The sequence below is a fragment of the Acinetobacter sp. genome (assembly GCF_050285345.1).
Taxonomy (GTDB): Bacteria; Pseudomonadota; Gammaproteobacteria; order Pseudomonadales; family Moraxellaceae; genus Acinetobacter.
Genome location: NZ_JBLZXR010000049.1, coordinates 1 through 26,120 on the forward strand (window position 1 = coordinate 1; position 26,120 = coordinate 26,120).

26 protein-coding genes and 2 pseudogenes are annotated in these 26,120 nt (G+C 39.5%); 21 read left to right on the plus strand and 7 right to left on the minus strand.

Features of this window, described 5'->3' with window-relative positions; all coding sequences use genetic code 11:
* The first annotated feature begins 766 nt into the window (after positions 1–766).
* From gltS to hcaR, 8 genes and pseudogenes are all read left to right on the plus strand, one after another.
* Positions 767–2,008, plus strand: a complete 1,242-nt coding sequence (gltS, locus tag ACN6OV_RS04545; protein WP_427950029.1) for a sodium/glutamate symporter — start codon at positions 767–769, stop codon at positions 2,006–2,008.
* A gap of 71 nt (positions 2,009–2,079) precedes the next feature.
* Positions 2,080–2,181 (plus strand): annotated as a pseudogene (locus ACN6OV_RS04550) (hypothetical protein); the annotation flags it as partial.
* Between the two features lie 291 nt (positions 2,182–2,472).
* Complete coding sequence (locus ACN6OV_RS04555; RefSeq protein WP_427950123.1) at positions 2,473–3,411, plus strand: patatin-like phospholipase family protein; 939 nt, start codon at positions 2,473–2,475, stop codon at positions 3,409–3,411.
* A gap of 348 nt (positions 3,412–3,759) precedes the next feature.
* Positions 3,760–3,936 carry a hypothetical protein gene (locus ACN6OV_RS04560; RefSeq protein WP_427950032.1) on the plus strand — a complete coding sequence of 59 codons (177 nt, stop codon included), beginning with the start codon at positions 3,760–3,762 and terminating at the stop codon, positions 3,934–3,936.
* Between the two features lie 296 nt (positions 3,937–4,232).
* Positions 4,233–4,754 carry an acyl-CoA thioesterase gene (locus ACN6OV_RS04565; protein WP_427950035.1) on the plus strand — a complete coding sequence of 174 codons (522 nt, stop codon included), beginning with the start codon at positions 4,233–4,235 and terminating at the stop codon, positions 4,752–4,754.
* A gap of 198 nt (positions 4,755–4,952) precedes the next feature.
* Positions 4,953–5,540, plus strand: coding sequence for a TetR/AcrR family transcriptional regulator (locus tag ACN6OV_RS04570; protein WP_427950037.1), 588 nt, complete (start codon positions 4,953–4,955; stop codon positions 5,538–5,540).
* 2 nt (positions 5,541–5,542) lie between these two features.
* A complete protein-coding gene (locus ACN6OV_RS04575) occupies positions 5,543–6,757 on the plus strand; it encodes an MFS transporter (RefSeq protein ID WP_427950040.1) in 1,215 nt (404 codons plus the stop codon).
* Entirely contained in the window at positions 6,757–7,650 is an 894-nt protein-coding gene (gene hcaR, locus ACN6OV_RS04580) for a DNA-binding transcriptional regulator HcaR (protein ID WP_427950043.1), read from the plus strand. Before ACN6OV_RS04575 ends, hcaR begins: the two co-directional genes overlap by 1 nt.
* Positions 7,651–7,925: 275 nt before the next feature.
* On the opposite strand, the gene ACN6OV_RS04585 is transcribed toward hcaR, so the two are convergent.
* Positions 7,926–8,489 carry a hypothetical protein gene (locus ACN6OV_RS04585; RefSeq protein WP_427950046.1) on the minus strand — a complete coding sequence of 188 codons (564 nt, stop codon included), beginning with the start codon at positions 8,487–8,489 and terminating at the stop codon, positions 7,926–7,928.
* An 18-nt stretch (positions 8,490–8,507) separates the two neighbouring features.
* Between ACN6OV_RS04585 and ACN6OV_RS04590 the strand changes: the two genes are divergently transcribed.
* Positions 8,508–8,744: a glutathione binding-like protein gene (locus ACN6OV_RS04590; RefSeq protein ID WP_427950048.1), complete on the plus strand. Its 237-nt coding sequence runs from the start codon at positions 8,508–8,510 to the stop codon at positions 8,742–8,744.
* Positions 8,745–8,868: 124 nt separating this feature from the next.
* On the opposite strand, the gene ACN6OV_RS04595 is transcribed toward ACN6OV_RS04590, so the two are convergent.
* Together ACN6OV_RS04595 and ACN6OV_RS04600 are read right to left on the minus strand one after the other, a co-directional pair.
* A complete protein-coding gene (locus ACN6OV_RS04595; RefSeq protein WP_427950051.1) occupies positions 8,869–10,476 on the minus strand; it encodes a bifunctional 3-(3-hydroxy-phenyl)propionate/3-hydroxycinnamic acid hydroxylase in 1,608 nt (535 codons plus the stop codon).
* A 362-nt stretch (positions 10,477–10,838) separates the two neighbouring features.
* On the minus strand, positions 10,839–11,063 hold the full coding sequence (locus tag ACN6OV_RS04600; RefSeq protein ID WP_427950054.1) for a hypothetical protein: 225 nt from the start codon (positions 11,061–11,063) through the stop codon (positions 10,839–10,841).
* A gap of 543 nt (positions 11,064–11,606) precedes the next feature.
* Here ACN6OV_RS04600 and ACN6OV_RS04605 point away from each other — a divergent pair.
* The 5 genes from ACN6OV_RS04605 to ACN6OV_RS04625 all read left to right on the plus strand — a co-directional run bounded on the left by ACN6OV_RS04605 (position 11,607) and on the right by ACN6OV_RS04625 (position 16,361).
* A complete protein-coding gene (locus ACN6OV_RS04605) occupies positions 11,607–12,611 on the plus strand; it encodes a CobW family GTP-binding protein (RefSeq protein ID WP_427950056.1) in 1,005 nt (334 codons plus the stop codon).
* A 65-nt stretch (positions 12,612–12,676) separates the two neighbouring features.
* Positions 12,677–13,207: a YaeQ family protein gene (locus ACN6OV_RS04610; protein WP_427950058.1), complete on the plus strand. Its 531-nt coding sequence runs from the start codon at positions 12,677–12,679 to the stop codon at positions 13,205–13,207.
* 121 nt (positions 13,208–13,328) lie between these two features.
* A complete protein-coding gene (locus tag ACN6OV_RS04615) occupies positions 13,329–13,952 on the plus strand; it encodes an MgtC/SapB family protein (RefSeq protein WP_427950061.1) in 624 nt (207 codons plus the stop codon).
* A gap of 80 nt (positions 13,953–14,032) precedes the next feature.
* The gene (locus tag ACN6OV_RS04620; protein WP_427950064.1) at positions 14,033–14,371 is read left to right on the plus strand and encodes an FKBP-type peptidyl-prolyl cis-trans isomerase; all 339 of its coding nucleotides are present in this window, start codon (positions 14,033–14,035) and stop codon (positions 14,369–14,371) included.
* 205 nt (positions 14,372–14,576) lie between these two features.
* Positions 14,577–16,361, plus strand: coding sequence for a sensor domain-containing diguanylate cyclase (locus ACN6OV_RS04625; RefSeq protein ID WP_427950067.1), 1,785 nt, complete (start codon positions 14,577–14,579; stop codon positions 16,359–16,361).
* 28 nt (positions 16,362–16,389) lie between these two features.
* Here the strand turns inward: ACN6OV_RS04625 and ACN6OV_RS04630 are convergent, their stop codons facing one another.
* On the minus strand, positions 16,390–16,842 hold the full coding sequence (locus tag ACN6OV_RS04630) for a GNAT family N-acetyltransferase (RefSeq protein ID WP_427950070.1): 453 nt from the start codon (positions 16,840–16,842) through the stop codon (positions 16,390–16,392).
* 445 nt (positions 16,843–17,287) lie between these two features.
* On the opposite strand from ACN6OV_RS04630, the gene ACN6OV_RS04635 reads away from it, so the two are divergent.
* Positions 17,288–17,779 carry a hypothetical protein gene (locus ACN6OV_RS04635; protein WP_427950072.1) on the plus strand — a complete coding sequence of 164 codons (492 nt, stop codon included), beginning with the start codon at positions 17,288–17,290 and terminating at the stop codon, positions 17,777–17,779.
* Positions 17,780–17,965: 186 nt separating this feature from the next.
* Here the strand turns inward: ACN6OV_RS04635 and ACN6OV_RS04640 are convergent, their stop codons facing one another.
* A complete protein-coding gene (locus ACN6OV_RS04640) occupies positions 17,966–18,907 on the minus strand; it encodes an alpha/beta hydrolase family protein (RefSeq protein ID WP_427950075.1) in 942 nt (313 codons plus the stop codon).
* 2 nt (positions 18,908–18,909) lie between these two features.
* On the minus strand, positions 18,910–19,695 hold the full coding sequence (locus tag ACN6OV_RS04645; RefSeq protein ID WP_427950078.1) for a crotonase/enoyl-CoA hydratase family protein: 786 nt from the start codon (positions 19,693–19,695) through the stop codon (positions 18,910–18,912).
* A 200-nt stretch (positions 19,696–19,895) separates the two neighbouring features.
* Between ACN6OV_RS04645 and pnuC the strand changes: the two genes are divergently transcribed.
* The 3 genes from pnuC (at position 19,896) to ACN6OV_RS04660 (ending at position 21,551) form a co-directional block, all read left to right on the plus strand.
* Positions 19,896–20,480, plus strand: coding sequence for a nicotinamide riboside transporter PnuC (pnuC, locus tag ACN6OV_RS04650; RefSeq protein ID WP_427950081.1), 585 nt, complete (start codon positions 19,896–19,898; stop codon positions 20,478–20,480).
* 84 nt (positions 20,481–20,564) lie between these two features.
* Complete coding sequence (locus ACN6OV_RS04655) at positions 20,565–20,867, plus strand: hypothetical protein (RefSeq protein WP_427950084.1); 303 nt, start codon at positions 20,565–20,567, stop codon at positions 20,865–20,867.
* Positions 20,868–21,053: 186 nt separating this feature from the next.
* The gene (locus ACN6OV_RS04660; RefSeq protein ID WP_427950087.1) at positions 21,054–21,551 is read left to right on the plus strand and encodes a DUF2505 family protein; all 498 of its coding nucleotides are present in this window, start codon (positions 21,054–21,056) and stop codon (positions 21,549–21,551) included.
* A gap of 109 nt (positions 21,552–21,660) precedes the next feature.
* On the opposite strand, the gene ACN6OV_RS04665 is transcribed toward ACN6OV_RS04660, so the two are convergent.
* On the minus strand, positions 21,661–22,950 hold the full coding sequence (locus ACN6OV_RS04665) for an MFS transporter (RefSeq protein ID WP_427950090.1): 1,290 nt from the start codon (positions 22,948–22,950) through the stop codon (positions 21,661–21,663).
* Positions 22,951–23,247: 297 nt separating this feature from the next.
* Here ACN6OV_RS04665 and ACN6OV_RS04670 point away from each other — a divergent pair, with 297 nt between their 5' ends.
* From ACN6OV_RS04670 to ACN6OV_RS04680, 3 genes and pseudogenes are all read left to right on the plus strand, one after another.
* Positions 23,248–24,324 (plus strand): molecular chaperone DnaJ, encoded by a 1,077-nt coding sequence (locus tag ACN6OV_RS04670; RefSeq protein WP_427950093.1) that lies wholly within the window; start codon positions 23,248–23,250, stop codon positions 24,322–24,324.
* A gap of 127 nt (positions 24,325–24,451) precedes the next feature.
* Positions 24,452–24,649, plus strand: a pseudogene (locus ACN6OV_RS04675) (endonuclease domain-containing protein); the annotation flags it as partial.
* 226 nt (positions 24,650–24,875) lie between these two features.
* Complete coding sequence (locus tag ACN6OV_RS04680; protein ID WP_427950095.1) at positions 24,876–26,000, plus strand: hypothetical protein; 1,125 nt, start codon at positions 24,876–24,878, stop codon at positions 25,998–26,000.
* Positions 26,001–26,120: the final 120 nt, after the last annotated feature.

A 26,120-nucleotide genomic window follows, 5' to 3' on the forward strand; every position in this document is an offset into this window, starting at 1 on the left:
ATAGAAGAATTACTGCCACACCGCTGGAAATCCGACCAAAATTAAAAAATAGGCATGGGATTCAGCGGACGCTTACATTTAAATAGCAATTTTATCCCTTCAAACATTAATCAAGCTGACGCCGATTAATTTGCTGATATTAATTTATTGATAGATCGGTTTTGCCTAAGTATGTCCTAAAAAATTCATCTGTATATTTTTGATGGAAATCTTTTTAGTATTCATCTGAACCTAGGTCATCAACGATACCATCAAAATTGCTAGACGCTGAGAACCACTGTTTTTTATCGATATTCTGACAAAACCCGCAGCAACTCGTCAGCTTTTTAATATTTTGTAGCACTAACTGAATATGAAACAATTAAATAAAAACAAAAGGATATAAATTTTTCTTATCGATTCGAGAACTTTTTGTAATAAAAAATACTGAAATTTATGTCGAGTCCACGCATAATATGCAACTTTTCTAAAGCAGTCATTGTTCTATCTTGAGCTTTGGGATGTGCTTACTGTGTTTTTGCGCTGAGGCTTATTATGTTTAATAAGCTGCTTTAATGGATTTGTTTTGTCTTTGTGAGTTTTAGCTTTAAAGCTCAGGCATACATATTTGAATCAGATGATGAATATTTAAATCGAATGTTTCCATGGAAAGTTGGTCTTTTAGTGTGGCTGAAATTTACAAAATGTAGTTGTAATTCAGTCAATAAAAGATACAACTTCTATTTAAATGGAGAATAAATATTCAGATCATTTTGGACAAATGACTATGGAATTTAGTTTTAACGCATTTTATACCTTAATTGCGGCGGTGATCGTCCTGTTGCTTGGACGGTTTTTGGTTCAGAGAATTAGCTTTTTAAGTCGCTATAACATTCCTGAACCTGTTGCAGGCGGTTTAGTCGCGGCGATTATTTCATTGATCGTACATAGCTTTTGGGGCTATAGCATTACGACGAGCAGTGAACTTCAAACCAGCTTTATGCTGATTTTCTTTGCCTCAATTGGCTTGAGTGCCAATTTTTCCAAACTCAAAGAGGGTGGGGTTGGACTTGTCATCTTCCTTGTTGCCGTTGCGTCATTTATCGTCGTTCAAGATGTGGTGGGGATCAGCTTAGCAACACTTCTTGGAATTGATCCTTTAATTGGTTTGATTGCAGGTTCAATTACCCTCACTGGTGGTCATGGTACTGCTGGAGCATGGGGTGAAATTTTAGAAGTTGAGCATGGTATTCAAGGTGCACTGGCACTGGGTATGGCAAGTGCGACATTTGGCTTGATTATTGGCGGTATTATTGGTGGTCCTTTAGCCAAGCTGTTAATTAATCGCTATCAACTTGCAACGCCACGTACCCATGAACAAATTGAAAAAAGCGACAATACCCCATTAGCGCCTATTAACTCGACAGAGTACGTACCTTTTGAATATCCACATCGCGTACGTTTAATTACCGCTGATAATGCGATTACAACCTTGGGTTTATTTGCAGGTTGTTTGGCGTTTGCTGACTTTATGACGTCATTTAGCAAGGGCACAATGTTTGAATTACCAACCTTTGTGTGGGCACTTGCAGGTGGTGTGATTCTACGTAATGTATTGGAAGGAATCTTCCGCGTACAAATTTTTGACCGTGCTATTGATGTATTTGGGAATGCGTCATTATCGCTGTATTTGGCGATGGCGTTATTGTCTTTAAAACTTTGGCAACTGTCTGACCTTGCTGGCCCACTGATTGTAATTCTTGGAGCGCAAACTTTAACCATGGCTTTATATGCGGCATTTATTACATTCCGTGTCATGGGGAAAAATTACGATGCGGCTGTATTAGCGGCGGGGCATTGTGGTTTTGGTATGGGCGCAACACCAACAGCCGTCGCGAATATGCAGGCCATTACTAATATGTATGGGCCATCGCATAAAGCCTTCTTGATTGTTCCACTCTGTGGCGCTTTCTTTGTTGATTTAATCAATGCGACGGTGATTCAGCTTATTCTTAAATTCTTGGTATAAAATAAACCATAAAAGGCTCTTTCAAAGAGCCTTTTATCATTATAGAACAACAGTCAATCAGGGGATTGTGAATGGATGAACAATTAAATGAAACCCTGCTGGGTTGGGTAAAAATATTAAATGATCCGCTTTGGGATTTTTGGGTCATTTTTTTAGTTTCGGTCGGTATTTTTTAGCCCTATGATTTAAATCACTTTGCACCGCATATTTACTCATAGAGCAAAAACACTTTGAGTCAAAGTATCGATTTTGACAACCTCATAGCATGAATTGAGTGATTATCGGTTATTACCGAATTATAATAGTGGTGTAGCCGCCAACTGATTAGACTACTTCTCCTAAAACGACTTCTTTTGAAGTACAGGGCTTATATTTGGAATCTCTCGATGAAAAGCATAACTGTTTTGATGACGACCGTAGTCATGGGTTTAGTGGGTTGCCAGAGTGTGAGCTCAAATCCATTGATGACATCAACACGGTCTGAGCTTCAGCACTATAGTGCGGCGCCTGCACAGGTCGCAGAGAACCGTATTGATTTTAAAAAGGTCAAAAAGCAGGAAAATCGTCCAATTGTGGCTTTGGTATTAGGAAGCGGTGGTGCACGTGGTTATGCCCATATCGGGGCGATCCAAATCCTAGAACAGCAAGGCATTCACCCTGATTTTATTGTCGGAACCAGTGCGGGTAGTCTTGTCGGGTCCATTTATGCTTCAGGAAAAACTGCAGAAGAATTGCGTAATATTGCTTTGAGTATGAAAGCCAATGATGTACGTGATATTCGTCTAGGCAAAAAAGGCTTTTTTGATGGTAAAAAAGTTGAAGATTTCATTAATCAACAGGTTGGTGATGTACCGTTAGAATTATTAAAAACCCCAATGTATGTGGTGGCGACGGAATTGAAAGAAGGTAAAAAAGTCGTATTTAATTATGGTAATACGGGGCAAGCCGTTCGTGCTTCAGTGTCAATTCCGAGTATGTTTATTCCAACCGTCATTGAACATAAGGAATACGTCGATGGTGGTTTAGTTAGTCCAGTGCCTGTGGATGTGGCACGTGATTTAGGTGCAGATATCATTATTGCCGTGGATATTTTGGCCCGCCCGATTCATACTGAAACTTCAAATGTGTGGGGCTTGTTTAACCAAAATATTAACATTATGCAAAGCCGACTTGCGCAGGAAGAGTTGAAGCGAGCCGATATTGTGATCCAACCAGATTTACGAGAAAAAGCCCATATCTTTGATGTGAAGGGGCGTGAAGCGACCATGCTCGCGGGCGAGGAAGCGACTTTAGAAAAACTGAATGATATTTCACAGGTCTATGCCGCACATAAATACAGTACGGGGCATAAGATTCACTTTTTAGCTGCACAAGAGCATGAAAAATTGAACAGTCAGGAATGAAGATACAGATATTCATTCCTTCTTATTATGATTTAGCGTCTATCTAATTTTACTCAATTAGGCGGATTGAAAAATTGGTCATGCTTAAAATAATCTACAGCGATCACTATTCAGCATTAATCTGTGAAATAAATATCAGTCAGCCCAGCTTTTTTGATCAGAAACTAATTTAATTATTTGATATTATTTAAGAAAACATGATTAATTGATAATAACTTTGATTTTAGACTATATATCTATATTAGCTTTTTATTCATAAACTTAAGTTTACCAAATTTTGAAAAGTGGTTACACTGCGCTTAATTTATTTATAGTTTTAATCAATAACTCATCGTGAGGAAAATTGAGATGCAAAAACTTGAAATTGGGCAAAAAGTAAAACTTGCTTTGATGGAAAACAACGTGTTTGTGATCACTGAGGTTCATATCGACAACAGCTATACTGTTGAAAGTGCCGAGAGTAGTGGACAGAAAATCAGCTATGACCATGTCTCATTCGAGATGTTACAGGTCTTAAAAGACTAAGTCGTTGTAGGTCTGTGTAGTGCGGAGATTTAAATCTCTGAGCAACGATTTTTAAATCGTATTTATCATTTTGTAAATGAAGTAAAATTTATTTTGCCTAAAATATTAAACACAAAAGATTTAAAACTCAGATGGGCTCAGGCTTTTAGCGCTATTAATATATATTTTACTGAATGATGGCATAATCACCATAAATAATAATGATGGTTTTTTGCCGAATTGAACATTCATTTTTGATTTAAATCTATATAATAATCACATTAATCATTGTTATATCACGAGTCTAGAGAAACAAGATGTCCCCATTAGATCAAATTGCGAATGCACTAGACGACCAGTCAGAATTATCGATGTCAGTCCTGATGACACCTGACATGGCTAACTTTTCAGGTAATGTGCATGGTGGAACGATTTTAAAATTGCTGGACCAAGTGGCGTATGCTTGTGCGAGTCGTTATTCTGGCAGCTACGTGGTGACACTTTCTGTAGATAAAGTAAATTTTAAAGAGCCAATTCATGTGGGCGAGTTGGTTACTTTCCTTGCCAGCGTTAACCATGTAGGTCGTACCTCAATGGAAATCGGCATCCGTGTTGAAGCGCAAAATATTCAAAAACGTACGGTTCGTCATACCAATAGTTGTTACTTCACCATGGTCGCTGTGGATGAGCAAGGTAAACCTAAACAAATTCCAGCATTAAACTTAGACAATGATTGGAAACGTTGCCGTTTTGAAGCTGCGGAACACCGTAAAGTGGCACGTTTACAAGAAAATCATCATCCTTCATGCAGTATCTATAAAAAAGCATCGAAAAACTGATCGATGTATTCGTTCATAAAAAAAGACTGCTTCGTGTGGTCTTTTTTTATGTCTTAATTAAATAAATGAATCGAAAAATACGTGTAAGCATATCCAAGCGTTCTACTAAAGTGTAGGGCGAAATTGCCATGATGGGATGGTTTTGAAACATAAATGTGCTTAAAATAAAACGATACGTAGCGTTTCGTTTTATTGATCATGAGTGAAATTGAAAAAACTTCTCGTCGTAAGCAGTGCATATTGCAAGCTGTCGCAGATGCTTTAGAAGAATGTGATTATCGGGCCTTAACGGTTGAAGACATTGCCACACGCGCAGGAGTGGGGAAATCGACCATTTATCGTTGGTGGAAGCATAAAGCTGACTTGGTTTTCGATGCCTTCAAAGAACAAACTGCTTCAGTATTTGAATTAGAGTTAAACCAAAGTTTGCAATACAACTTGGAGCAACAATTATTCAAATTGTCGAATGCGCTCAATAAACACGTTGGTCGTGCGTTGCTGGTGGTCTTGGCAGAACAGCGTGAAGCAGCAGGGGAGTTTTTTAAACACTATTTACTGCCCCGACGTGACGCGACACGTAGCTTGATTGAATTAGCCATTCAGCGCGGAGAAATTCGAGCAGACTATCCCTTCGATTTGATGCTCGATATGTTGTATGGCCCCATTCACTATCAGATTATTTTCTTTAATCGTAAACCAGATGAAGACTATATTCGGCGCTTGGTTGCATTGGCGCTTGCACCGATATTGATTCAACCCACTTCACTTAGTTCAATAGAAAGTTAAAGATGATGACAACACAGCAGCCCACGCAGTTATGGAATCGATCTTTTATTTTTTGTTTGTTTAATAACCTATTTTTATTTAGTTATTACTTTGCTTTACTGACCATTTTGCCAATCTATATCATGAAAGATCTTGGTGGAACGGTACAGCAGGCGGGTATGGCTTTGACGCTATTTTTGCTGTCGTCGATTGCGATTCGTCCTTTTTCCGGCATGATTGTGGAGCGTTTCGGTAAAGCGCGTTCGGTCAGAATTTCCGGCTTGATCTTTGTGATTTTGGCGTTCAGCTATTTATGGATTGATAGCATGTGGTCTTTACTGGCAATTCGTTTTATCCACGGATTTTGGTTCAGTATTTTGACCACCGTCAATGTGCCGATTGTGAATGATTATATCCCTGATGAGCGTAAAGGTTCAGGCATGGGCTACTTTGTGATGTCAACCAATTTGGGGGTGGTGATTGGCCCATTTCTCGCATTAAACATCATTCAATTTGCCAGTTTTCAAATATTATTTGCACTGTTAGCCTGTATTGTTGCAGTCGGCTATGTTTTTACTTGGTTGATTCAGATACAAGAAAACTCGGTCAAACCGGCTCAATCGTCTGAGTTAGCAAGCCCGAAAAAATCCATGCAATGGCATGATGTGATTGAAACAAAAGTTTTGGCCATCGGTTTGATTGGCTTACTCACCGCATTTGCCTATTCCAGTGTGATGAGCTTTATTACGGCCTATGCAGAAGTGAAGCAGCTGTTGGCGTATACCGGTGCGTTTTTCATTGTCTTTGCTGTTTCGATGTTGCTGGTCAGACCATGGGTTGGCAAAATTTATGACAGCAAAGGACCGAATGCGGTGATTTATCCCTCCTTTATCTGCTTTGCCATCGGTTTGGTCATTGTGAGTTTTTTGAGCAATCAATGGGTGTTGTGGATCTCGGCAATATTTATGGGTATAGGCTACGGTTCGGTATTTCCATGCTTACAAACCGTGGCGATTCAATCTGTACAAAAAGCCCGAATGGGACATGCGATCTCCACCTTCTTTACCTTATTTGATATTGGGCTCGCCGTGGGTTCTGTCATGATGGGTATTTTCATCGCTTGGGTCGGTTTTCAGGCCACTTATATTTTTTGTGCGGTCATGGTGGTGTTCACTTTGTGGGTCTATCGCAGCTTAGTGGCTAAAAAATTTAAACGCAGTCCTTTGGGAGCTGAATAATGGAATTAAGACATTTACGCTATTTTATTGCGGTTGCTGAAGAGCTGAATTTTACCAAAGCTGCGCAGCGTATGTGCACAGTTCAGCCTTCCTTAAGTCAGCAAATTAAGGACTTAGAACAAGAAGTTGGGGTGCAACTGCTGATGCGTACCAACCGGAAAGTGGAACTGACTGCAGAAGGTGCGGCATTTTTAAAAGAAGCGCGTTTAAGTCTAGAACATGCCGAAAAAGCCATTATGGATGCACGACAAATTGCGCAATTGGGTAAAGAGCAATTGAATATCGGCTTTGTCCCCGTTGCGGAAATGAAAGTCTTTCCCTACATCATGCCGAATATCCGTGCGCAATTTCCTGAGTTGAAAATTCACTTTCATAGCTTGATGGATGTTGAGCAAATTGCTGCCTTAGATAAAGGCGAGATTGATATTGCATTTACTCGTTATGTTGAAGATAGCCCTGAAATTGAATCGGTCCAAATTTTTACCGAACCGCTTGCACTGATTGTTCCTAAAAATTCACCTTTGGCTGAACAGCGTCATATCAGTATTAAAAGTATGAATAATCAGGATTTTATTATCAGTGATGCACATTCTTCTCCTGAGCTGTATCGCATTATTCAAGACTTCTTTAAGCAAAATAAACTGAAGGTGAATCTGGTACAGCATTCGACCAATATTTTACTCAACGTGAACTTGGTGGGCATGGATGTGGGCTGGAGTCTTGTGCCATCTTATGTGATTCCATTACTCGGCGATAAGATTGTGGTGAAGAGCACCATTGAACCTTTACCGACCATTGGTCTGTATGCAAGTTATCGTAAAGATCGTAAAAACGAAGCGATTGAGCTAATTTTGAAAGTCTTAAAAGAGCAATTTTATATGGGCTTTTTCTAAGTTAGGTTTGAATCAATCTATTTATCTATGTTCAGTTAAATGTAAAAATCCCAATGCATCAACATTGGGATTTTTTGTGCTCATTAAAGCAGTTGCATAAATTATTTAAACCATTTAAGCCAATAAGGTTTAAGCAGTCGATACTAAATCAGGCCAATCAGCAGGATCAAATACAGCGGCCAAATAGTGATTAAAATTACGACTAAACTTAATACAAATTGCCAGCCTTTTTGCACGCCATACCATGCGCGTTGCCAGAAGCTGTCGCCATTTAGCTAGGCAACGGCATCTAAGTTAATATCTAGATGTTCACGAACCGTGGCAGGTTGGTTAAAACCAATGACGATGGTGCTGTAGCGCACGCGGTCTTGCACTTCTAGACGGGTTAAACGTGAAATGTCATTAAGTTGAGCAGATGGCGCATGATCGGGTACAGATTGAGTCTGACCGATTTTTTCTTCAAGTAGCTTCAATTCATAGCGTTTTGCTGTGTACTGCTGCCGATTTAAAAAGTGCATGAGCGGCAAGAGTTGATTGACAAACTGAGCTGCTTTTTCACTCGGAATACGGACAATCATTTCCGCTTGCGGTTCGACCTTTTCAAAGATTTTAATTTTGCCATCTGCAATAGGATGTGAGGTACTTTCTCGCACAGCAAAATCGATATTTTTCTGCTTTAAAAAACCACCAGACGCTAAACTGAGTTTCTCAATCTCTAAGGCAGTTTTCACCACATCTTTGGCTTGGAACAGAATATGAGCTTCACGCACCATGCTGCGTGACGCTTCTGCGGGATTCACTTGGGGATTTAAAATGGTTTCTGGTTTTTGTTCTGTCATGGGCCGCTGACTGAATATATGGACATGAAAAGTGTGGAGCTAAGTCTAGAACAAATAGAAGAAAAGCGTGGAAGCTTAAGTTTTGGTAATGAAACCATCTTGCTTGATTTTATAAAGGCAGGACTTAAGCAGGCAAAACCGTATTTATTGGGCGAGAAAATTACCGCAGCTGATTTATATTTGGCCTATTGGATGATGTATGCGATTTCATTCAAAATATTGCCATATTTAGATGAATTTAAGCCTTTTATTTAATGTATTCAGCGACGTGAATCAGTCAAAGATGTGTCATGGTTTCAAGCTATTTAAACTTTTACACATGATAAAAAACCACGCCTTTCGCGTGGTTTTTTGGGAAGAGGGAGATAGATTTAGTGGATTATTTTGCGTGTAATTTTGCAAACAATTGTTGGCTGATGCTGTCCAACGTTTGTGGAATGGCAATTGCAGCTACAAAACGGTCTGGACGTAAAATCACTACAGATTCAGAGGTTTTACCGAACCAACTACGAATATCTGTCCCAATATCACCAATAGTGATCACGTTGTCATACTTCGCACGTTTTTCATTGCTCAGTTGCACGGCAGGGATCACTTGAATAAATTTCACACCAAGTTTTTGCCATTTTTGCATGGTCGTTGCAGATAGACCCCATTTGGGATCTACGCCCCAAGCAATGATGGCAAAGTCATTGCCAATCACTTCATCCAGTAAAACGCTTTCACCAGATTCAAGTTGTACCTGCGGTTGGATAAACATTTTACCGACAGGAGAATCTTTAGTACCGCTGTTGACCAATGCGCCGTCGTTATATTTCGGCATAGGTTTAAAACGCATTTCCAATAAGTATTGTTTAATCGGCTTGATGTAGTTCAATGCATAGGCAATACCATCACGAACCAAACCTTGCCATTTTTTCGGTGGCGCAAGTACGTGGCCTGCCATCACGGAAAGGTCAATCATGGCTTTGGCATGGTCTTTACGTTCTACTTGGTAAGTGTCTAAAAGTTCAGGCCCCGCTTTGCCTTGTACCACCAGAGCCACTTTCCATGCAAGGTTGAAAGCATCGCGCATCCCACTGTTATAACCTTGACCTTGCCATACTGGCATAATGTGCGCAGCATCACCGGCCAGTAAAATACGATCTACACGGAATTTATCGGCAATCCGAGCGTTGTGTGTATAAACACGTTGACGAATCACTTCAATGCCATCCGTAGTTGGCAGCACTTTAGACAAAAGTTTTGCAATGTTTTCAGGTTTACTCAGTTCTTCTTGCGTTTCGCCCGGCATAACCATGAACTCGAAACGACGAATACCATGAGGAAGCGCGGCAGAGACATAAGGACGTACAGGGTCACAACATAGGTAAATATGTGGCGTTGCTAATGGGTCATTATCAATATCAATGACGATCCATTGATTCGGCGCAGTTTTACCATCGAAACCAATATTTAGGCTACGACGAACAACAGAGTTACCGCCATCACATGCGATCAAGTACTGTGCTTTGACCGTTTCTTGCTGGCCGTTTTTGTCTTGAATATTAAGCGTTACTCCATAGGTATTTTGGTGGAATTCAGCCAATTGACGAGAAAATAAAACTTGGGTTTTGTTGTATTGGCTTAAACCTTGTAGGAGCACATTATCAACCTGCGGCTGGATAAATGCATTACGACGAGAGAAACCAAATTCACGAGTGAGCGGTTGAATATCGGCAAAGCAACGACCTTTAGGGGTTAAAAAGCGCATCGCGTGGTTCGGTGTAGTATGCGGTAGCACTTGATCCACTAAACCTAAAGATTGGATGGTACGTAAAGATTCATCATCAATCCCAATTGCACGTGGGTAGTCAATCAGATTATCCAGTTGTTCAATCACCGTGACTTGTACACCTTGCTTACTTAAGTAGTTGGCAATGGTTAGACCAACAGGACCAGCACCTAAAATGGCAACTTCCGTTGTGTAATTTGCTTTATTGCTCATGCGTAAACATCCGATCACTTCACATATGTCTCTATTAAGGCTGAAGGGGGGTACTTGAACAAGCTATGCATAAGTCGCAACGATGAATGTAATTCCTGAGTTTTTTACTGTGCTGTATTTTAAGTCATTAATATTTATTATTTTATATATAGTTTATCGATCATTTTGAATGATTTATCGATCACTAATATCTATTATTGATAGCCATTATGTATAAAAAAGCCAGATCATTGCATCAATGATCTGGCGGGTTAAATCCATGGAGCACAACATTCATTTAGGGGGTGAATGCTGAGTCGCAGTCCTCTATGAATCTAACCGAGGTGAAGTAGAGGAGACAATAATTGTCGAAAGAACAATAACTATTGTGTAGGTTGAGCCGGAGCAGAACTTTCAGCCGCGGCTTCTACAGTCGGTTGCGCTGGTGTTGCACCATCTATTGCCGTAGTTTCAGTTGCGGGTTGCTCTTGGGTATTGACCACCACTTTCTCTTGTTCAGGTGTTTCCTGTTTATCTTTGCTGGCAGCAAAACTTGTTGCAGCGGCAGCAGCGAGAGTAGAAGCAAGTAAAATTTGAGTTAATTTCATTTTAGGCATCCTTATATATTTTAGTTAATCTTCTGATGGATCATCACATCCAGCAGAAGAGAACTCATGCTAAAACGAGAAAACGAAGGGATCAATGCGAGCAACAAAGAGAAACACAGCGCTTAACTTGAATAAGACAACACGGCAGGAAATGTTTTTTATGTGTAAATATTTACTGCATTATTCATCTAAAAATAACAGAAAAATCCCTGGTCCTTCTTCATGATTCATCCATGCTTTACAGGCTGATTACACAGCAGTCGAAAAATACAGAGTATTGCCTTGAGGCTCTCATATGCAAATGTAAGGATTCTTTTCGATATGACAGTTTTTACTTTACATGCAGTCAAATCAGTCAAAAAAGTGTGACTTTATATGTAGAAAAAGCGAATTTGGTCGTGAGCCTTAAGTAGAGTGGGTACTGTATATTTCGTTGAATGGATAATGCCAAGGTTATATTTTCAGTGAAGACTTGCAGGGCAGTTTTGAAATCATTAAGGTGATGCCAACAACCATTTGTCTTTTTCTTTGAGTGAGTTTGTTTTGAAATTAGTCTCCGCACATGGTGCAATTCCTGTTCATATTATTTCTGGTTTTTTAGGTGCGGGTAAAACCACTTTGCTCAAGCAACTTTTATTGCAAAAACCAGCAGATGAAACGTGGGCTGTGCTGATGAATGAGTTTGGACAAATTGGGGTCGATCAGCAAATGTTGCCGCAAGATCATGGTTTTGCTGTGAAGGAATTGCTGGGTGGTTGTTTATGTTGCAGTAGTCAGCTGCCGATGCAAATTGCCTTGTCGCGTTTATTGTCGGAAGTAAAGCCAGACCGTTTATTTATCGAGCCAACTGGCTTAGGGCATCCGGGACAGCTATTGGAACAGTTGACCGAGCCGCATTGGCATCCGCATTTATCCATGCGTGCATTGGTGACGGTGGTTGATGGATCGCGCTTACATGATCCCGATTGGACGGAGCAAAACCTCTATGCAGATCAGTTAAAAGCGGCGCAGATTATTGTCGTTTCACATACTGATACGATGACTGAAGCAGACCAAGTTGCACTTAAACAATTACAACATGCTTATTTACCGTATCAACAGCTTTGGTTGCAAAGTGAAAATGGCGAGCTTGCATTAAAACAGATTGATCTGCTGTATCAGGGCAGTCCACGAAAAATTCAACCTTTGCTACGGACTCAACAACAGCAAGTTGGAACAGCACCCGCAGAAATTAAACAATTGCCTTATCATTATGTCGAATCGGCTCAGGGTTATAGTGTGGCGGGTTGGAAGTTGCCGAAGCGTTGGATTTTCGACTTTTTTGATTTACTTGATCTGCTGTGTGAACAAAAAAACTGGCTGCGGATCAAAGGAATTTTTCATACCAACCAAGGCTGGAAAACCTTTAATTTCAACCCTGAACAATTTAACTATCAAAGCGGTGAGGAAGGGATTGATAACCGTGTTGAAATTATCTACCAATCTGAACGTGAATGGCTCGAATTTGAAAATCAACTGATGCAATGCCGCATCGATGCTGATAAATAAGCAAAACAAGGCAGCAAAAGTGGGCTAAATCTTATATGCTAGGCGCCAAATTTGAGGACTTTCACATGGCGCTTAAAGCTACAATTTATAAAGCAGATTTGAACATTGCCAATATGGATGTACACCAATATGGTGACTACCAATTGACCATGGCACTCCATCCTTCTGAAACCATTGAACGTTTAATGGTGCGCGTATTGGCCTATGCACGATATGCCGATGAAGCATTGGAATTTACCAAAGATTTGTTTGAAACCGATGAACCTGCATTGTGGGAAAAAGATTTAACCGGTCAGCTGGTGAAGTGGATCGAAGTTGGTTGTCCAGATGAAGACAAAGTGAAAAAGGCCAGCGCACGTTGTGCCCAAGTGGCGATTGTGACTTATGGCTCTTCGGTCGATGAATGGTACAAACGCAATAGCAAACTCAAAACTTTGAAAAATGTAGAAGTGTGGCAATTGTCAGAAGCGTCTACTGCGGCAATTCAAGAATTGTGCGAAAGAACCATGTCTTTACAGTTAAATGTAATGGATGGGGAATGGACGTTAATTGGCGATAAAGCTCAAGCCGTGATTGAATGGACGCAATTACAATAAGTTTCAACGGATCACTATTTTTTCAGCTTGAAAATGGATGTGAGTTCAGACTTGCATCCTGACTATAAAATTCGGTATATCTACAAACAATGAGAAGAATTTTAAAGATGGGGAGTTGCCGATGTACCCAGATTTTTATTTGTTATTTGTGGCGCTAATGATTGGCGCTGTCATTGGTGCAGAACGTGAGTACCGGAGTAAGTCGGCTGGTCTGCGCACCATGATTATGGTCAGTTTAAGTTCATGTTTATTTACCATCTTATCGCTACGTATAGGCGTGGATAGTCATGACCGAATTGCGGCCAATATTTTGACTGGCCTCGGTTTTTTGGGTGCGGGGGTAATTTTTAAAGATGAAAATCGAATTTCAGGCATTACCACCGCAACCACCATTTGGATGACCGCTGCCTTAGGCATGGCTGCGGGAGCGGGCTATGTCATGCTGAGCTTGATTGGTACGGTGATTGTGCTGATCGTTTTAATTGTTTTGATTTATATTCAAGCGTGGATTGAAGCGAAAAACCAAGCACGTAGTTATCGTATCGTTTGTCACTTTCGACAACAAACGCTGGATGACTATGAAGAGCTGTTTAAAACCTATCAAATGCAAGTGGTTCGTAGTGTGCAACATAAAACTGAACATAAAATCAGTGGGCGCTGGATCTTAATTGGCTCTGCGACAAACCATAGAAAATTAACTCAATATCTACTGAATGATCAGGATATTTTGGAGCTCAATTTTTAACAGCGTATTTACTACGGCATCCAAAGCAATCCTGTTTATAATAGCATTGTATTTGATTGCGGTATTTGAGGTTTATAGCAATGACGAAAGAATTAGAAATTATTGATTTGGTGGTTGGTGAAGGTAAAGAGGCGGTAAAAGGCGCATTGATTACCACACACTACACTGGTTGGTTAGAAGACGGCACAAAATTTGATTCATCTTTAGATCGTGGCAATTACTTTGAAACGGTGATTGGTACAGGCCGCGTGATTAAAGGCTGGGACCAAGGGATTATGGGGATGAAAGTTGGCGGTAAACGTAAATTGATCGTGCCATCACACCTTGCATATGGTGAACGTAAAATGGGTAATATCATTCCAGCCAACTCAAATTTAATTTTTGAAATTGAATTATATGATGTAAAAACGCGTGACTAATTGCGTTGTCTACCTAGGATCATTCACATGGATGTTAATGATCAATTTACTAAAATAATATTTGGTTATTTCTACTTTTTTGCGTAGATTAGAGCAGATACTCGAGCTTCAATGCAGGGAATATGAGCCGTTGTTCTTTCATTTGCTACGTACCAAATTTTTAATTTGGTTTTTTTCAGTCTTCATTTTTAGCTTCATACTCGGTTTGCCCGCTGCTCAAGCGCAGTATGAGACGGCGCCGAAATCCTTTTATTTAAAACATCAAAGTGAAGTTAACCCCATTTCTTTCACTGAGGACAGCACGAGCCTACTTCAAGGGCAATGGTTATTTTATCCCAAGCAGTTGTTAACCCAATCCAGCGCTGTGCTGGTGGGTGAACATGCCATCTTACCGACCTCTTTCAAAGCTCTTACTGGTGAAAATCAAGGCTATGGGACATTTACTGGCCATTTTCAAATTCCGAAACAATTTATCGGACGTCGGATTGGTATTTTAATCCCCAATCAATATGGGGCATACCGAATGTATTTAAACGGGGATATGCTGGTACGCTTGGGAGAGGTGGGTAAAACAGAAGCAGAACAAAAAACTGAAAATGCACCGCGTATTGCCTACTTTGTGGCACAAGATGAATATTTTACCTTAACGATTCAAGTCTCCAGTTTTAATCATCTACATGGTGGGTTTGAAAACCCGATGCGTATTGGTTTGGCAAAAACAGTGAATCGCCAATTCCAAAGGCAAATGATGAGCATCGGTATGGTCTCTGGTGCCGTATTTGGTGTGGGTTTATTTACCATCTTATTTTCCATTTTTCGAGGACTAAGAGGCCGCAATAGCCGAAGTAATTTTGTCTTTGGGTTATTTATTTTTTTCTTGGCCTTTCATAATGTATTTTCTGCACCTTATGCCTATACGATTTTTACCGATATTAATTGGTTATGGGGCACACGACTTCAGTATTTATTTACCTATTTAGTATCGATCTTCTTTTTAAGCTATATCCATTTATTGAGTCGTCGTTATTTATTTACACTGAATTACTGGATCGCGATGTTGCTGTTGTCACTCAACATCTCTGTGACCTTGGTTGCTGCGCCTGAAATTTTTCAACCTTTAGCGACATACAGCTTTGCCTATGCTGTTCCTATTTTAATTAATTTTGCTTATGGTTTCTATTTAACCCTGAAAAAGAAAGAACCCTATTCAAAATTAAACCTAATTGCGGTTATTTTTCTGTGCATTACATTTTTAAATGATTTTTTATTGATGATGAATATTATTGATTCAGTCAATTTATCGTTTATTTCGACCAGTCTGTATGCTTTATTAATTATGTTTCAGCAGTCGTACCATTATGCGCAGCAATCCATGTATACCGAACAATTAAATAACCGTCTCTGGGAACTCAATAGCTCGCTTGATCAGAAAGTTAAAGAGCGTACAGAACAACTATATGATTTGAATGAAAAACTTGAATTACAGATTCGAATCGATGCATTAACAGGGGCATTTAACAGACGAGCTTTAAATGCCGAAATTCAGCGTTTATATACAGAAATTCGCTTTCATACTCATCGCACCTTGATTTTTGCAATGCTGGATGTGGATTATTTTAAAAATTATAACGACCATTATGGACATTTAAAGGGTGATTTTATCTTGCAAAGGATTGTGCAGATTATGCAGCAAACTTTGCCAGATTCGGCTTATGTGGCGCGCTATGGGGGAGAGGAATTTGCCATCTTATTGCATGATGTTCCCTATGCGATTGCCAAAGAACAACTGCAATTGGTACTTGAAGCCATTCGTCATGAGCAACTGGAACACGTTAATCGGGGTGATGACAAAAATTATGTGACCTTAAGTATGGGCATGGCCTGGATGGATAAGCAGCATGATTTTGACAATATTGAAGAACTGATGAAAAGTGCAGACCAATATCTGTACTTGGCAAAACAGGCAGGACGAGATCAACTACAATCTTAAGCGATGGTTGGATTATCGATTTTCAATATCAAGATGAGCTCAGTGGCTTGACCAGTTTTAACTTGGTCGGCTCATGTTCAAATTCGGTGTGGGCAACAAAGCCATATTTTTGATAGAAGGGTAGCGCTGTATAGGTACTTTCTAAGTGAATTTCGGTAATATTTTTTTCACGGAAATAGTGCAACATATGCATCAGAAGTGTTTTACCAATACCCTCAAACTGACGTTCTGGGCAGATGTAATTTAGCAGAATTTTCCCACCATCTGTGACCAAAAGAAAGCCAACTACGCGATTGTCACTGAGATAGACCCAACTTTCGTTATATAGCATCCACATCATAATGTTGGCGTGATTGGCTTCTTCCAGCCAAGTTTGAATTACACTTTCATTGCGCTGATGGTCCTGAATACATGAACGAATACTGTTGTGAATGACGTGAATAATTTCAGGGATATCCTGAATTTGTGCTTCGCGAATCATAATTTCTTCTTTTTATAAAAAACTGAACAGCTTGCCATTTCAAAAGATTATGCGCTGTGCTTAAAGAGGCTTATTGTTGCTTTTTATGTAGTTTTGAAGGATTTTCCAGTTTGAGTTGAAGTTGTATATCTATCTTGTTTCAAAATTTACAATCTGGTCTTTTTTTAAAGAGGTCGTGATATGTAAACACAATTTTTTCATTTTTTGAATAGATGGGTTGAAAGCATAAAATAACTGAGATATTTAAACGGATGTGGTGTTGAAAGTCTTGACGTAATAATTTGAAATACTTTAACAGGGGAATCTGTCCGAATCTGCTGAGCTGAAGCTGTATTGGGTGAAATTTGAACAATATTGCGTTATATTAACTCTTGATAAATATCTAAGACAGAATGCGTTAAGCAGTCGGTCTAAGCCAGTAGATGGAAATCAATAGGTTGAACTGATGGTCAATTTTCTCATTTTATTTTGTGTGGTAATTATACTTTGTGCTGTGGGCGTGGTTGCCAAGAAAATTTTAAAAACAGAAAAATATCGCAAAAAATATATTCGTTATCAAGCACCTGAACGCGTAGGTGGTGTTTCACTCAACACCGATCAAGTCTCTGACCACCGTGAAATCTTACCAACGGTTGAGGTGGACGAATATGAACAACAACTCTTTGATGATATTGCCGCGATTTTTTTTCAGCAAAAATATAACTTAAATTCGCAAGCGGCGGCAGAGCAGTTACAGGCAGATTTTTTAAGAAAAATGCCAGTCAATTGTAAGACCCAAATTCGCCAGTTAGAGCTGGGCGAGTGGTCAATTTACTGGAATTTCTATCATCAATCTTTAGAATATTATGTTGGGCGTTACGGCGAGTTTTATACTCATGTAGACCGTTTTGGCGAAGAACATAAACTAGAATATAAATATCAAGAGTCTGCCAGCTAATCCATCATTAAAGCATCTTGGTTGAGTGAGATAATCATAAGATAAATCTAATTTTAGAAACTCCATGAATATCTACCAGTTTTCTCATGCTATAAGCGTATAGCCATTTAAAAAACTGAGCAGATTGGAGCAGCACGTATTTTTGGAAATTTTTACGTGCTTACATTCAACGCTCAAACTATTGTATTAATTAATAAAATCATCAAAAGTCATTAAAATATGATCCCAAATTGCTTCTGAACCTTTACGAAAATAGCCCATATGACCAATGTGCTGTAATCCATACGCTTGTGCCTCAATATTTTGATAATGCATGGGCGCTTGGCTGTAATGTTGCATAAAGGCATGTCGGGAGTTCGGAAGTGCCCAGTCATCGTCCAGTGCTGACACGGCATAAATCGGGGTTTGGACTTGTGCATATTGCTCGGTTAATTCACTCAGCTCAGGATCAGCAAAAAAGTAAGTGGGATTTTTACACCATCGACGCCATTGCCTATACACATCGATGGGTAGGTCGGCACCCATATTGAATTTGCTCCACGGTAAATAACCTTTGAGCGCAACCATTGGTGGAAAAATTAAGTTCCACATGACATGAACTTTCATTTTCTCTTTGAAAGGCATATAGCCATGCCAACCTGCACCTGTGCCAAAGCAGCACATTGCAGTAACCAGCTGATGATTTGAGGTGAGTCCTAACGCCTGCCCACCATAGGAATGACCAACCACAAAGGTTTTAAGCCTAGTTTGTTGAGCAAACTCAATTGCACCCGAAAGGTCATAACGTCCCCAATCCAAATACGACATTTTGAAGCCTTTGAGCTTTGGCGGGGCAGATTGTCCAACACCTCGATAATCAAAAGTCAGCACTTGATAGCCCAAACATGCAACATATTCGGCAAAACGACGATAAAATTGTAGCGGAACGCCGGTCGCACTTGAGACTACAATACTGGCTTTTACCTCTGCCTTCGGTGTGTATTGAATCCCAGAAAGACGATAACCATCTGTTGCAGGGAAATTTACTGCTTGGGCAGAAAAGCCATGCAAAGTATGCGGTGATGCACCTTGTGCAACATGGATGGCTTTATCTTTGGGTTGTGCTTGTTTCGAAATAGTCTGATTCATCCTTATTTTCCCTGAAAATTTGGTGCACGACGTTGTAACATCGCCATCACACCTTCTTGTACATCCTGTGTATGCAGCAGCGGTTGTAAATGTTGACTGAGATGCTCGAAAGCATAACTAGAACCTTGGGCAATACCTTCTTGAGCAGAGGCTAGGGTAGCCTGCACCGCAAGCGGCGCGGCTTGGGCAATGGCTTCGGCGAATACTAGGGCGCGCTCAAGTGGCGCTTGAGCTGAAATTTCCGTAATTAAATTCATTTCCAGTGCGGTCTGTGCATCGAAACGATCACCGGTCAGTAAATAGCGCATGGCTTTATGCCAGCCTGCAGTTTGTACGAAGCGCACGGTTGCACCGCCAAAAGGGAGAATCCCACGTTGAACTTCCATCTGTGCAAACTGGGCATCGGCATGTGCCACCACAAGATCTGCATTCAACATCAGTTCAATCCCTGCGGTAAAACAAAAACCTTGTACCGCGACCACAACTGGTTTTTTCCGTTGTCGTGAAGTCGTGCCCCAAGGGTTAATTTGGGTCTCTGGAAAATCAAACACACCACTGGATAATTTCGGTTGTAATTCAACTAAATCCAGCCCCGCAGTAAAGTGTTCGCCATGGGCAAAGATCACCGCACAGCGCAGTGACGGGTCGTCTTCATATTCAGTTAAGGCCAACGATAAATCTTGAATCAGGTGACTATCAAACGCATTTCGCTTTTCTGCACGGTCAAGTCCAATCAAATACAGATGGCCTCGAATTTCACGGCTGACGCGTCCTTGTTGTTCTGACATTTTGATTATTCCTTCGACGTTTATTCAATTTTTAAACGATTGTTTGAAAACTGTCAAAACTGGGATGTTCATTTAGATTGAATTGAATCAGACATAGTTTTTTGTAGATTGCGAAGACATGGCAAAATACTGTCAATATCACTTGCCTTTAGTCCAGTTTTTTCATAATAGCGGCAGCTTTTTTTCAGGCACATAGCGCCATGTCGAACTTAGAAATTTTTGCAGTCTTGATCAGTTTAATCGGTGTCACTCTCACCATTAAACGTAATATGTGGTGCTGGTGGTTTAATTTCGCAGCATTTCTGCTGTATGCCTATTTGTTTTATACCTATAAGTTGTATGGCGAGACCATTCTGCAATTTTTCTTTGTGGTGGTGAATTTCTATGGCTTCTATCACTGGCTCAAAGGCAAACAGCAAGACCATGAAATTCGGATTGAGCCTATTGCACCACGATTGGTGATGATGCAAATGACACTGGCTGCCATTGGCGGCATCATTTTTGGTCTAAGCTTAAAGCATTTTACCGATGCCGCTGTACCGTTATTGGATGCGCAGCTGGCTGCGTTTAGTTTATTGGCGACCTATTGGACCAGTCGTAAACACATTGCTACATGGGTGCTGTGGGTCTTTGTTGATATTGTCTATGTTGGGATGTTTATTTACAAAGACCTTTTCCTGACCGCTGCGTTGTATGCAGGTTTTGTTGGACTCGCGGCGTTTGGTTGGTGGCAATGGACGCAAGTGAAGAATAAACAACTGCAACAGGTGATCAAAGGGTTGTAGGAATTAACCATCTTTTATTTACATGTTCTGAGTTATCAGTTAAATATCGAATCATCTGAGTGGGTATGAAAATAGGAGACTGGCATGCTGATTGACTTTGTGATGGCGCAGAAAATCCGTTTTGATCGTCATGTCAGCTTGTTATGTTCCCAGCCCGAGCGCTATTTCTTTTTTGATGAAATTGCTGATGTTTATGCTGCTGATTGGCTAAAAGGTTTTCCGCAAGGAACGATCTGTAGCGTCAGTGGTTTGGATGATGGCGCTGAAGAATACTGCATTCAGATTGCGTATAAAGACCAATCCTTATTGATTGATTATGGCCGTGTGCTACAAATGCATCATCGGGATCGGCATGGACAACGGCATGTATATCCATGTACTGATTGAATTTTCTAAGTCTAAAGATCAGGCGTGGCTAAAATACCTAATGCTTATGACAAAAGTTAGAAAATCATCCATTTTAAAGTCAATGACAGATCGCATAATTTGAGATTAAATCCACTTTTTCAGCATTATTCGCTGTAAAATTTGGCAACCTAAAACAATAAAACCAATATTTTAAGGATCATAAGCATGGCACACCAATTTACCGTTAATGCCACCATTCACGGCGTTTCGCTTGAGGAATTTAAACGACTTTCAGCCGATATTTCTTTACATGAAGCTGTATGCAAACGGATTCCGGGTGAAAATTTAGAAATTTTAGAATCGAAAAAAGATGGCGATATCTACACCTTAAAACGTGCCTATAACTTGGATGTAAACATTCCAGACATTGCGAAAAAACTGTTAAAAGATGCGTTTCGTTTACAACGGACCGATATCAGCAATTTGGCAGCTTTAACCTCAGATGTAAAACTTGATCCTAATTTACCACTGGAAGCTAGCTGTAAACGTTGTGTCACTGGAGATACATCAAAGGTAAGTTTTAATTTGGATTGGACGGTCAAAGTCAAAGTGCCATTGATTGGTGCTTTACTGGAAAAACATGCCGAAGGGGAAATTCGCCGCTTTAGCCAATTGGAAATTGAAATTGTGGAAGAAGAGTTGCGTAAAAATTTACAAGCTTGATGCTCAATCGGATGTAAAAATAGCTTAAATTTTTTTGATTAAAAAGCGCTCAATTGACTAATGCCAGTCAGTTGAGCGCTTTTTTAAGCTTTGAATTATATATGATTCATTATCGTGGAGTAGATGGCTTTTCAAAACGTTGACGGTAGAGCATTGCAGTAAAGAAGGTCACCAAGCAGACTGCCCAAACATAATACAATGCACCAATATTGCTATATAAACTTAACCATTGCACTAACGGCAAAGTGATCCCGCCTGCAATGGCATAGGCCAAATTATAAGAAAATGAAATGCCCGAAAAACGAATCTGTGCAGGGAACATTTTCACCATACTATAAGACACCATACCGACCGTTCCAGATGCCAAACCGAGCAGCATATACAGTCCAAACACCGTTACATGTGCGGCATGACCAAGACTGTTATAAAACACACCGGCAAGGGCCGCCACCAATAATGAACCAGCGAGCATGACTTTGCCTGCGCCAAAACGATCGGCCAATAGGCCTGCAACAATACAGCCGATCATTTGCATAACAATTGCCGCACTTTGCATTTTAAAGGCATAGGCACGTTCAAAACCAAAAGCGCCAGTCAATAAATTAGGCATAGCTAAAATCAGCACGACCACGCAGCCGGTTAAGAACCAAGTAAACAGCATACCAATCATCACGGCGGTTTTATGCTGTTGTAATACTTGTTTGACAGGCAGTTCTTTGGCTAATTGCTTTTTCTCTTGCATGGCTTTAAAGACCGGCGTTTCTTTTAAATAACTGCGTAAATACAAGGCCACAAAGCCAAAAATCCCACCGACAATAAATGGAATACGCCATGCCCAATCATGAATTTCAGCCTCACTAAATTGCAGTGAGATGAACAAGGACATCAGCGCACCGAGTAAAATCCCGAGGGAAAGCCCTGCGGTAAGTAAGCCATTGGCCAGACCGATTTTCTGCTCAGGCACATGCTCGGAGACAAAAGTCCATGCTGCTGGAATTTCACCACCAATGGCGATTCCTTGTACAACGCGCATGAGTAAGAGTAATAAAGGTGCAGCATAGCCAATACTTTCAAAGGTTGGCATGATCCCAATCATTAAGGTTGGCAGCGCCATCAGTAAGATCGATAAACTAAACAAGCGTTTACGACCGACCAAATCACCGAAATGTGCCATGACCACGCCACCGAGTGGGCGGAAGAAATAACCTGCAGCAAAAATTCCATAAGTGTTCAACATGGCCCAAAATGGACTGAGTCCTGTGGGGAAAAACAGTTCAGAAATGATTTTTGCGTAAAATACATAAATCACGAAATCGTAAAATTCGAGTGCACCACCTAAAGAGGACAATCCAAGTGTTCGTTTGTCCTGAGGTGTCAGGCGGCGTTGTTGAACTTCCATGCAATATATTCCAGCAAAAAATGAACAATTTGGCTCATTTTAGAGATTTGGAATTTTGTTGAATAATCAAACTTTTTTGAAAGATAACAAACTAATTTTTATAAACAAATAACATCGAAAAATCTGAAAAATTTGTGTTTGATCTTTAGAAGTCTAGAGAGTTTTCTCTTGATGAGAAGGCATGCTTTATCAATAGATTTCATGATGGGTTTTTAGGGCGATTCAGCCATATGCTTTACATAGAAATGTGTCGCGGAATTTCAGCTATACTTGTTTTTTGTCACTTTATTTTTCTCTATGTCATTTGATTTAAAAACCACGGTTCAGTCGAATATTGAGCTTTCTACACCTGAAAAAAAGCTGAATCGTTTAATTGATCAAATTGAACATCTGAAACGGGAACTGGCGGCCTGGGAAAATGCACAATCGGAAATCCAGACGTATAGCTGCAAACACTTTATGCCTGTGTATACGGAACTGCATGAAGTATTGTTCAAGCAATTAGAACAGTTATGGAATGGCCTCAGTCAATATGAGTTTAATAAAGCTGATACCGCACAGTTAGAAGATAAAATTCATGCTCTAGCTAAAATGCTGAAAACTTCAAAACTGCTGAACTTCCAGCAACTGCAAAAAGTAAATGAGCTGTATGTGTATTATCAGCAAACGGCTGAGTATGAACATAATAAGAAAAGCAAAAAGAAAATTAACTCTAATCTTGAGTATTTAAATGTGAATGACACGTTGCATGATCCCAACAAAATGGATAAAACCGCGGATAGGGAAAATCTACAGTGGGAGAGCAGTGATTGGAGTTCTGAGCAGTACAGTCAAGTACGCGAACAAGCCAAACTGAAACGTCAGCAAGAAAAGCGGGAAAAAGCAGAGAAGCTAGTCGAGCAGTCACTGAAAACGGTGTATTTAAAAATTGCCGCCAGTATTCACCCTGACCGTGAACCCGATGAAGCAAAAAAAATAGAAAAAACAGAATTATTCCAGCGCGTCAATGAAGCCTATGAACAGCAGGATTTATTTTATCTGCTGAAATTACAGTTGCAGGTTGAGTCGAGTCAAAGCAGTTCGCAAAAGGGTTTAGGTGCTGAGCAGGTCAAATTTTATAAAATGGCGCTGGATGCGCAATGTCAGAAACTGCAAAGCCAAATTGATGATCTGATTGATGCTTTGGTCTGGTCGGAAAGCGCGAAAATTACCGTACAGAAGTCGAAAGGCAAGCTGAAAATTGAGGACTTGTATAAGCAGATTGATGCAGATACTTCGGCTTTAAAGCAGCAAGTAAAAGTGGAAAAGCAGAGATTAAGTTATATGAGGAATGAAAGTGGGTTGAGGATGTTGTTGGGGCATCAAGTCTTATAGTTTACCTCTCCCTTGCGTAGCAGTGCTGCTCATCACTTGCGCTTCGTTTTAAAGCAGTGCTTTAAAACTTGCTCAGGAGAGGGAACTTCATTGCGTATAGTATAATTACAATAAAATTAAGAGAAAAATGAAAATTGACCCTGCATTATTAGAATTCGCTAAATCCATGCGCCACACCGCCACCGATGCAGAAAACTTAATATGGCAACTTTTACGTAACAATCGTTTTATGAATCTTAAATTTCGTCGTCAGCATGTGATCAAACCATATATTGTGGATTTTTACTGTCATGAAGTTGGCTTGGTGATTGAGTTGGATGGGAGTTAGGAAAATTAGATAATTATAAATAACTTGAATTTTAAATTTTGGTTGTTATTATTAAACGTAGGTGTCCACCTTACTTACACACGAGTAAAAAAAGTCAAAAATCAATTTTTATATTGAATAATTAATATCCTTTAATGTTTTCTTTATTATGTTTCGTTATTAGATTCAAATAGCTTAAACGTGTGTCCAAATTTGATTCTAAGAAACAATTTTAAGGATAAACATGTCTACTATTAGCACATTGGCTTTTGACATTCAGCAAGCCATTAAATCTCATAATATAGAAATCAAACGTTCTCATATAAAGGAAATAGTTGCAGCACTTTTGGGTTTTAAAACATTTAATAGTTTAAAACTAAGTTCTTTCCCAATTTTTATAGATTCAATTGATGATCAATTGAATACAGAGTTGTTTGAAAAGCGTTGTAAGGAATTGAAAATCTCACTGGCGGTAGCCCCAATTATTCAAAAAAATATTTTAGATCATCATTTTTTACATTTAACAACTGAGGAAATGAGTAAGCTTGTTCAAGAAGCCCTTGATGACGAATCCTTACGTAATAATGTTCTAGATCGCCTAAGAAAAACCTTTTCAGAGTTTCCTGAGTTTTCTATTTATCCATATTTGATAGCGCAATTTTATAGTGATTGTGCAAGTGATTTTGATAAGCAGAATAAAGATATGAATTATCTTTATCATAGATATTTGCAAGGTAAAGAAATTAGCCCAACTTGGAAATCAAGCTTAGACAATTTTATTAAAGAAAAAGAACGAAATGATGAATATAAAGAGAACTATTTAAAATATTTGGAAATAGCTGCAGATTTAGGAAGCTTTCCTGCTCAGATGCAGTTATTTGAATTTGGCTCTGATGAAGATTATTCTAATATGAGCGATTTTAACGAGAACGAGTATGAATACAGTTTGTCATATTATCCATCAGATATAGAGTTGGAATTAGCAAAGCGTGGTGATGAAGAATGTCAAAGAAGTATATTCGATCGAATCGTCTGTGATAAGTATGGTGAACTTAGAATATTAGCTGAAGATGAGTTGATTGATGCATGGACTTGGCAGAAATTCGCTCAGTATTTTGATCATGATTTAGCTAAAGGCGATTATAAGACAGAAGCAATATATGATCAAGGTAATATTTTTGCCGCTGAAAGTGGCCGCCATGATATACATTTACCTAAATTGACATTGCAGCAAGAAAATATTGTTAATCAAATAGTAGATAAACTAATTTCCTTTTATGAAAACTTGCACGAATTCACTTTTACTCGCTATGTGGATGATTATTTAAGTATCAATTTGGATGATGATTTTGATTGGGACGATGAATAAATAAAAAATCCCCTCAAAAGAGTAATGCTGATCAGTTAAGGAAATCCGGGTTATTTATTACCCTAAATTTCCTTATATTTGGATTTAAAGTGAGCTAAATTTACGTCTTACTGACCTTAT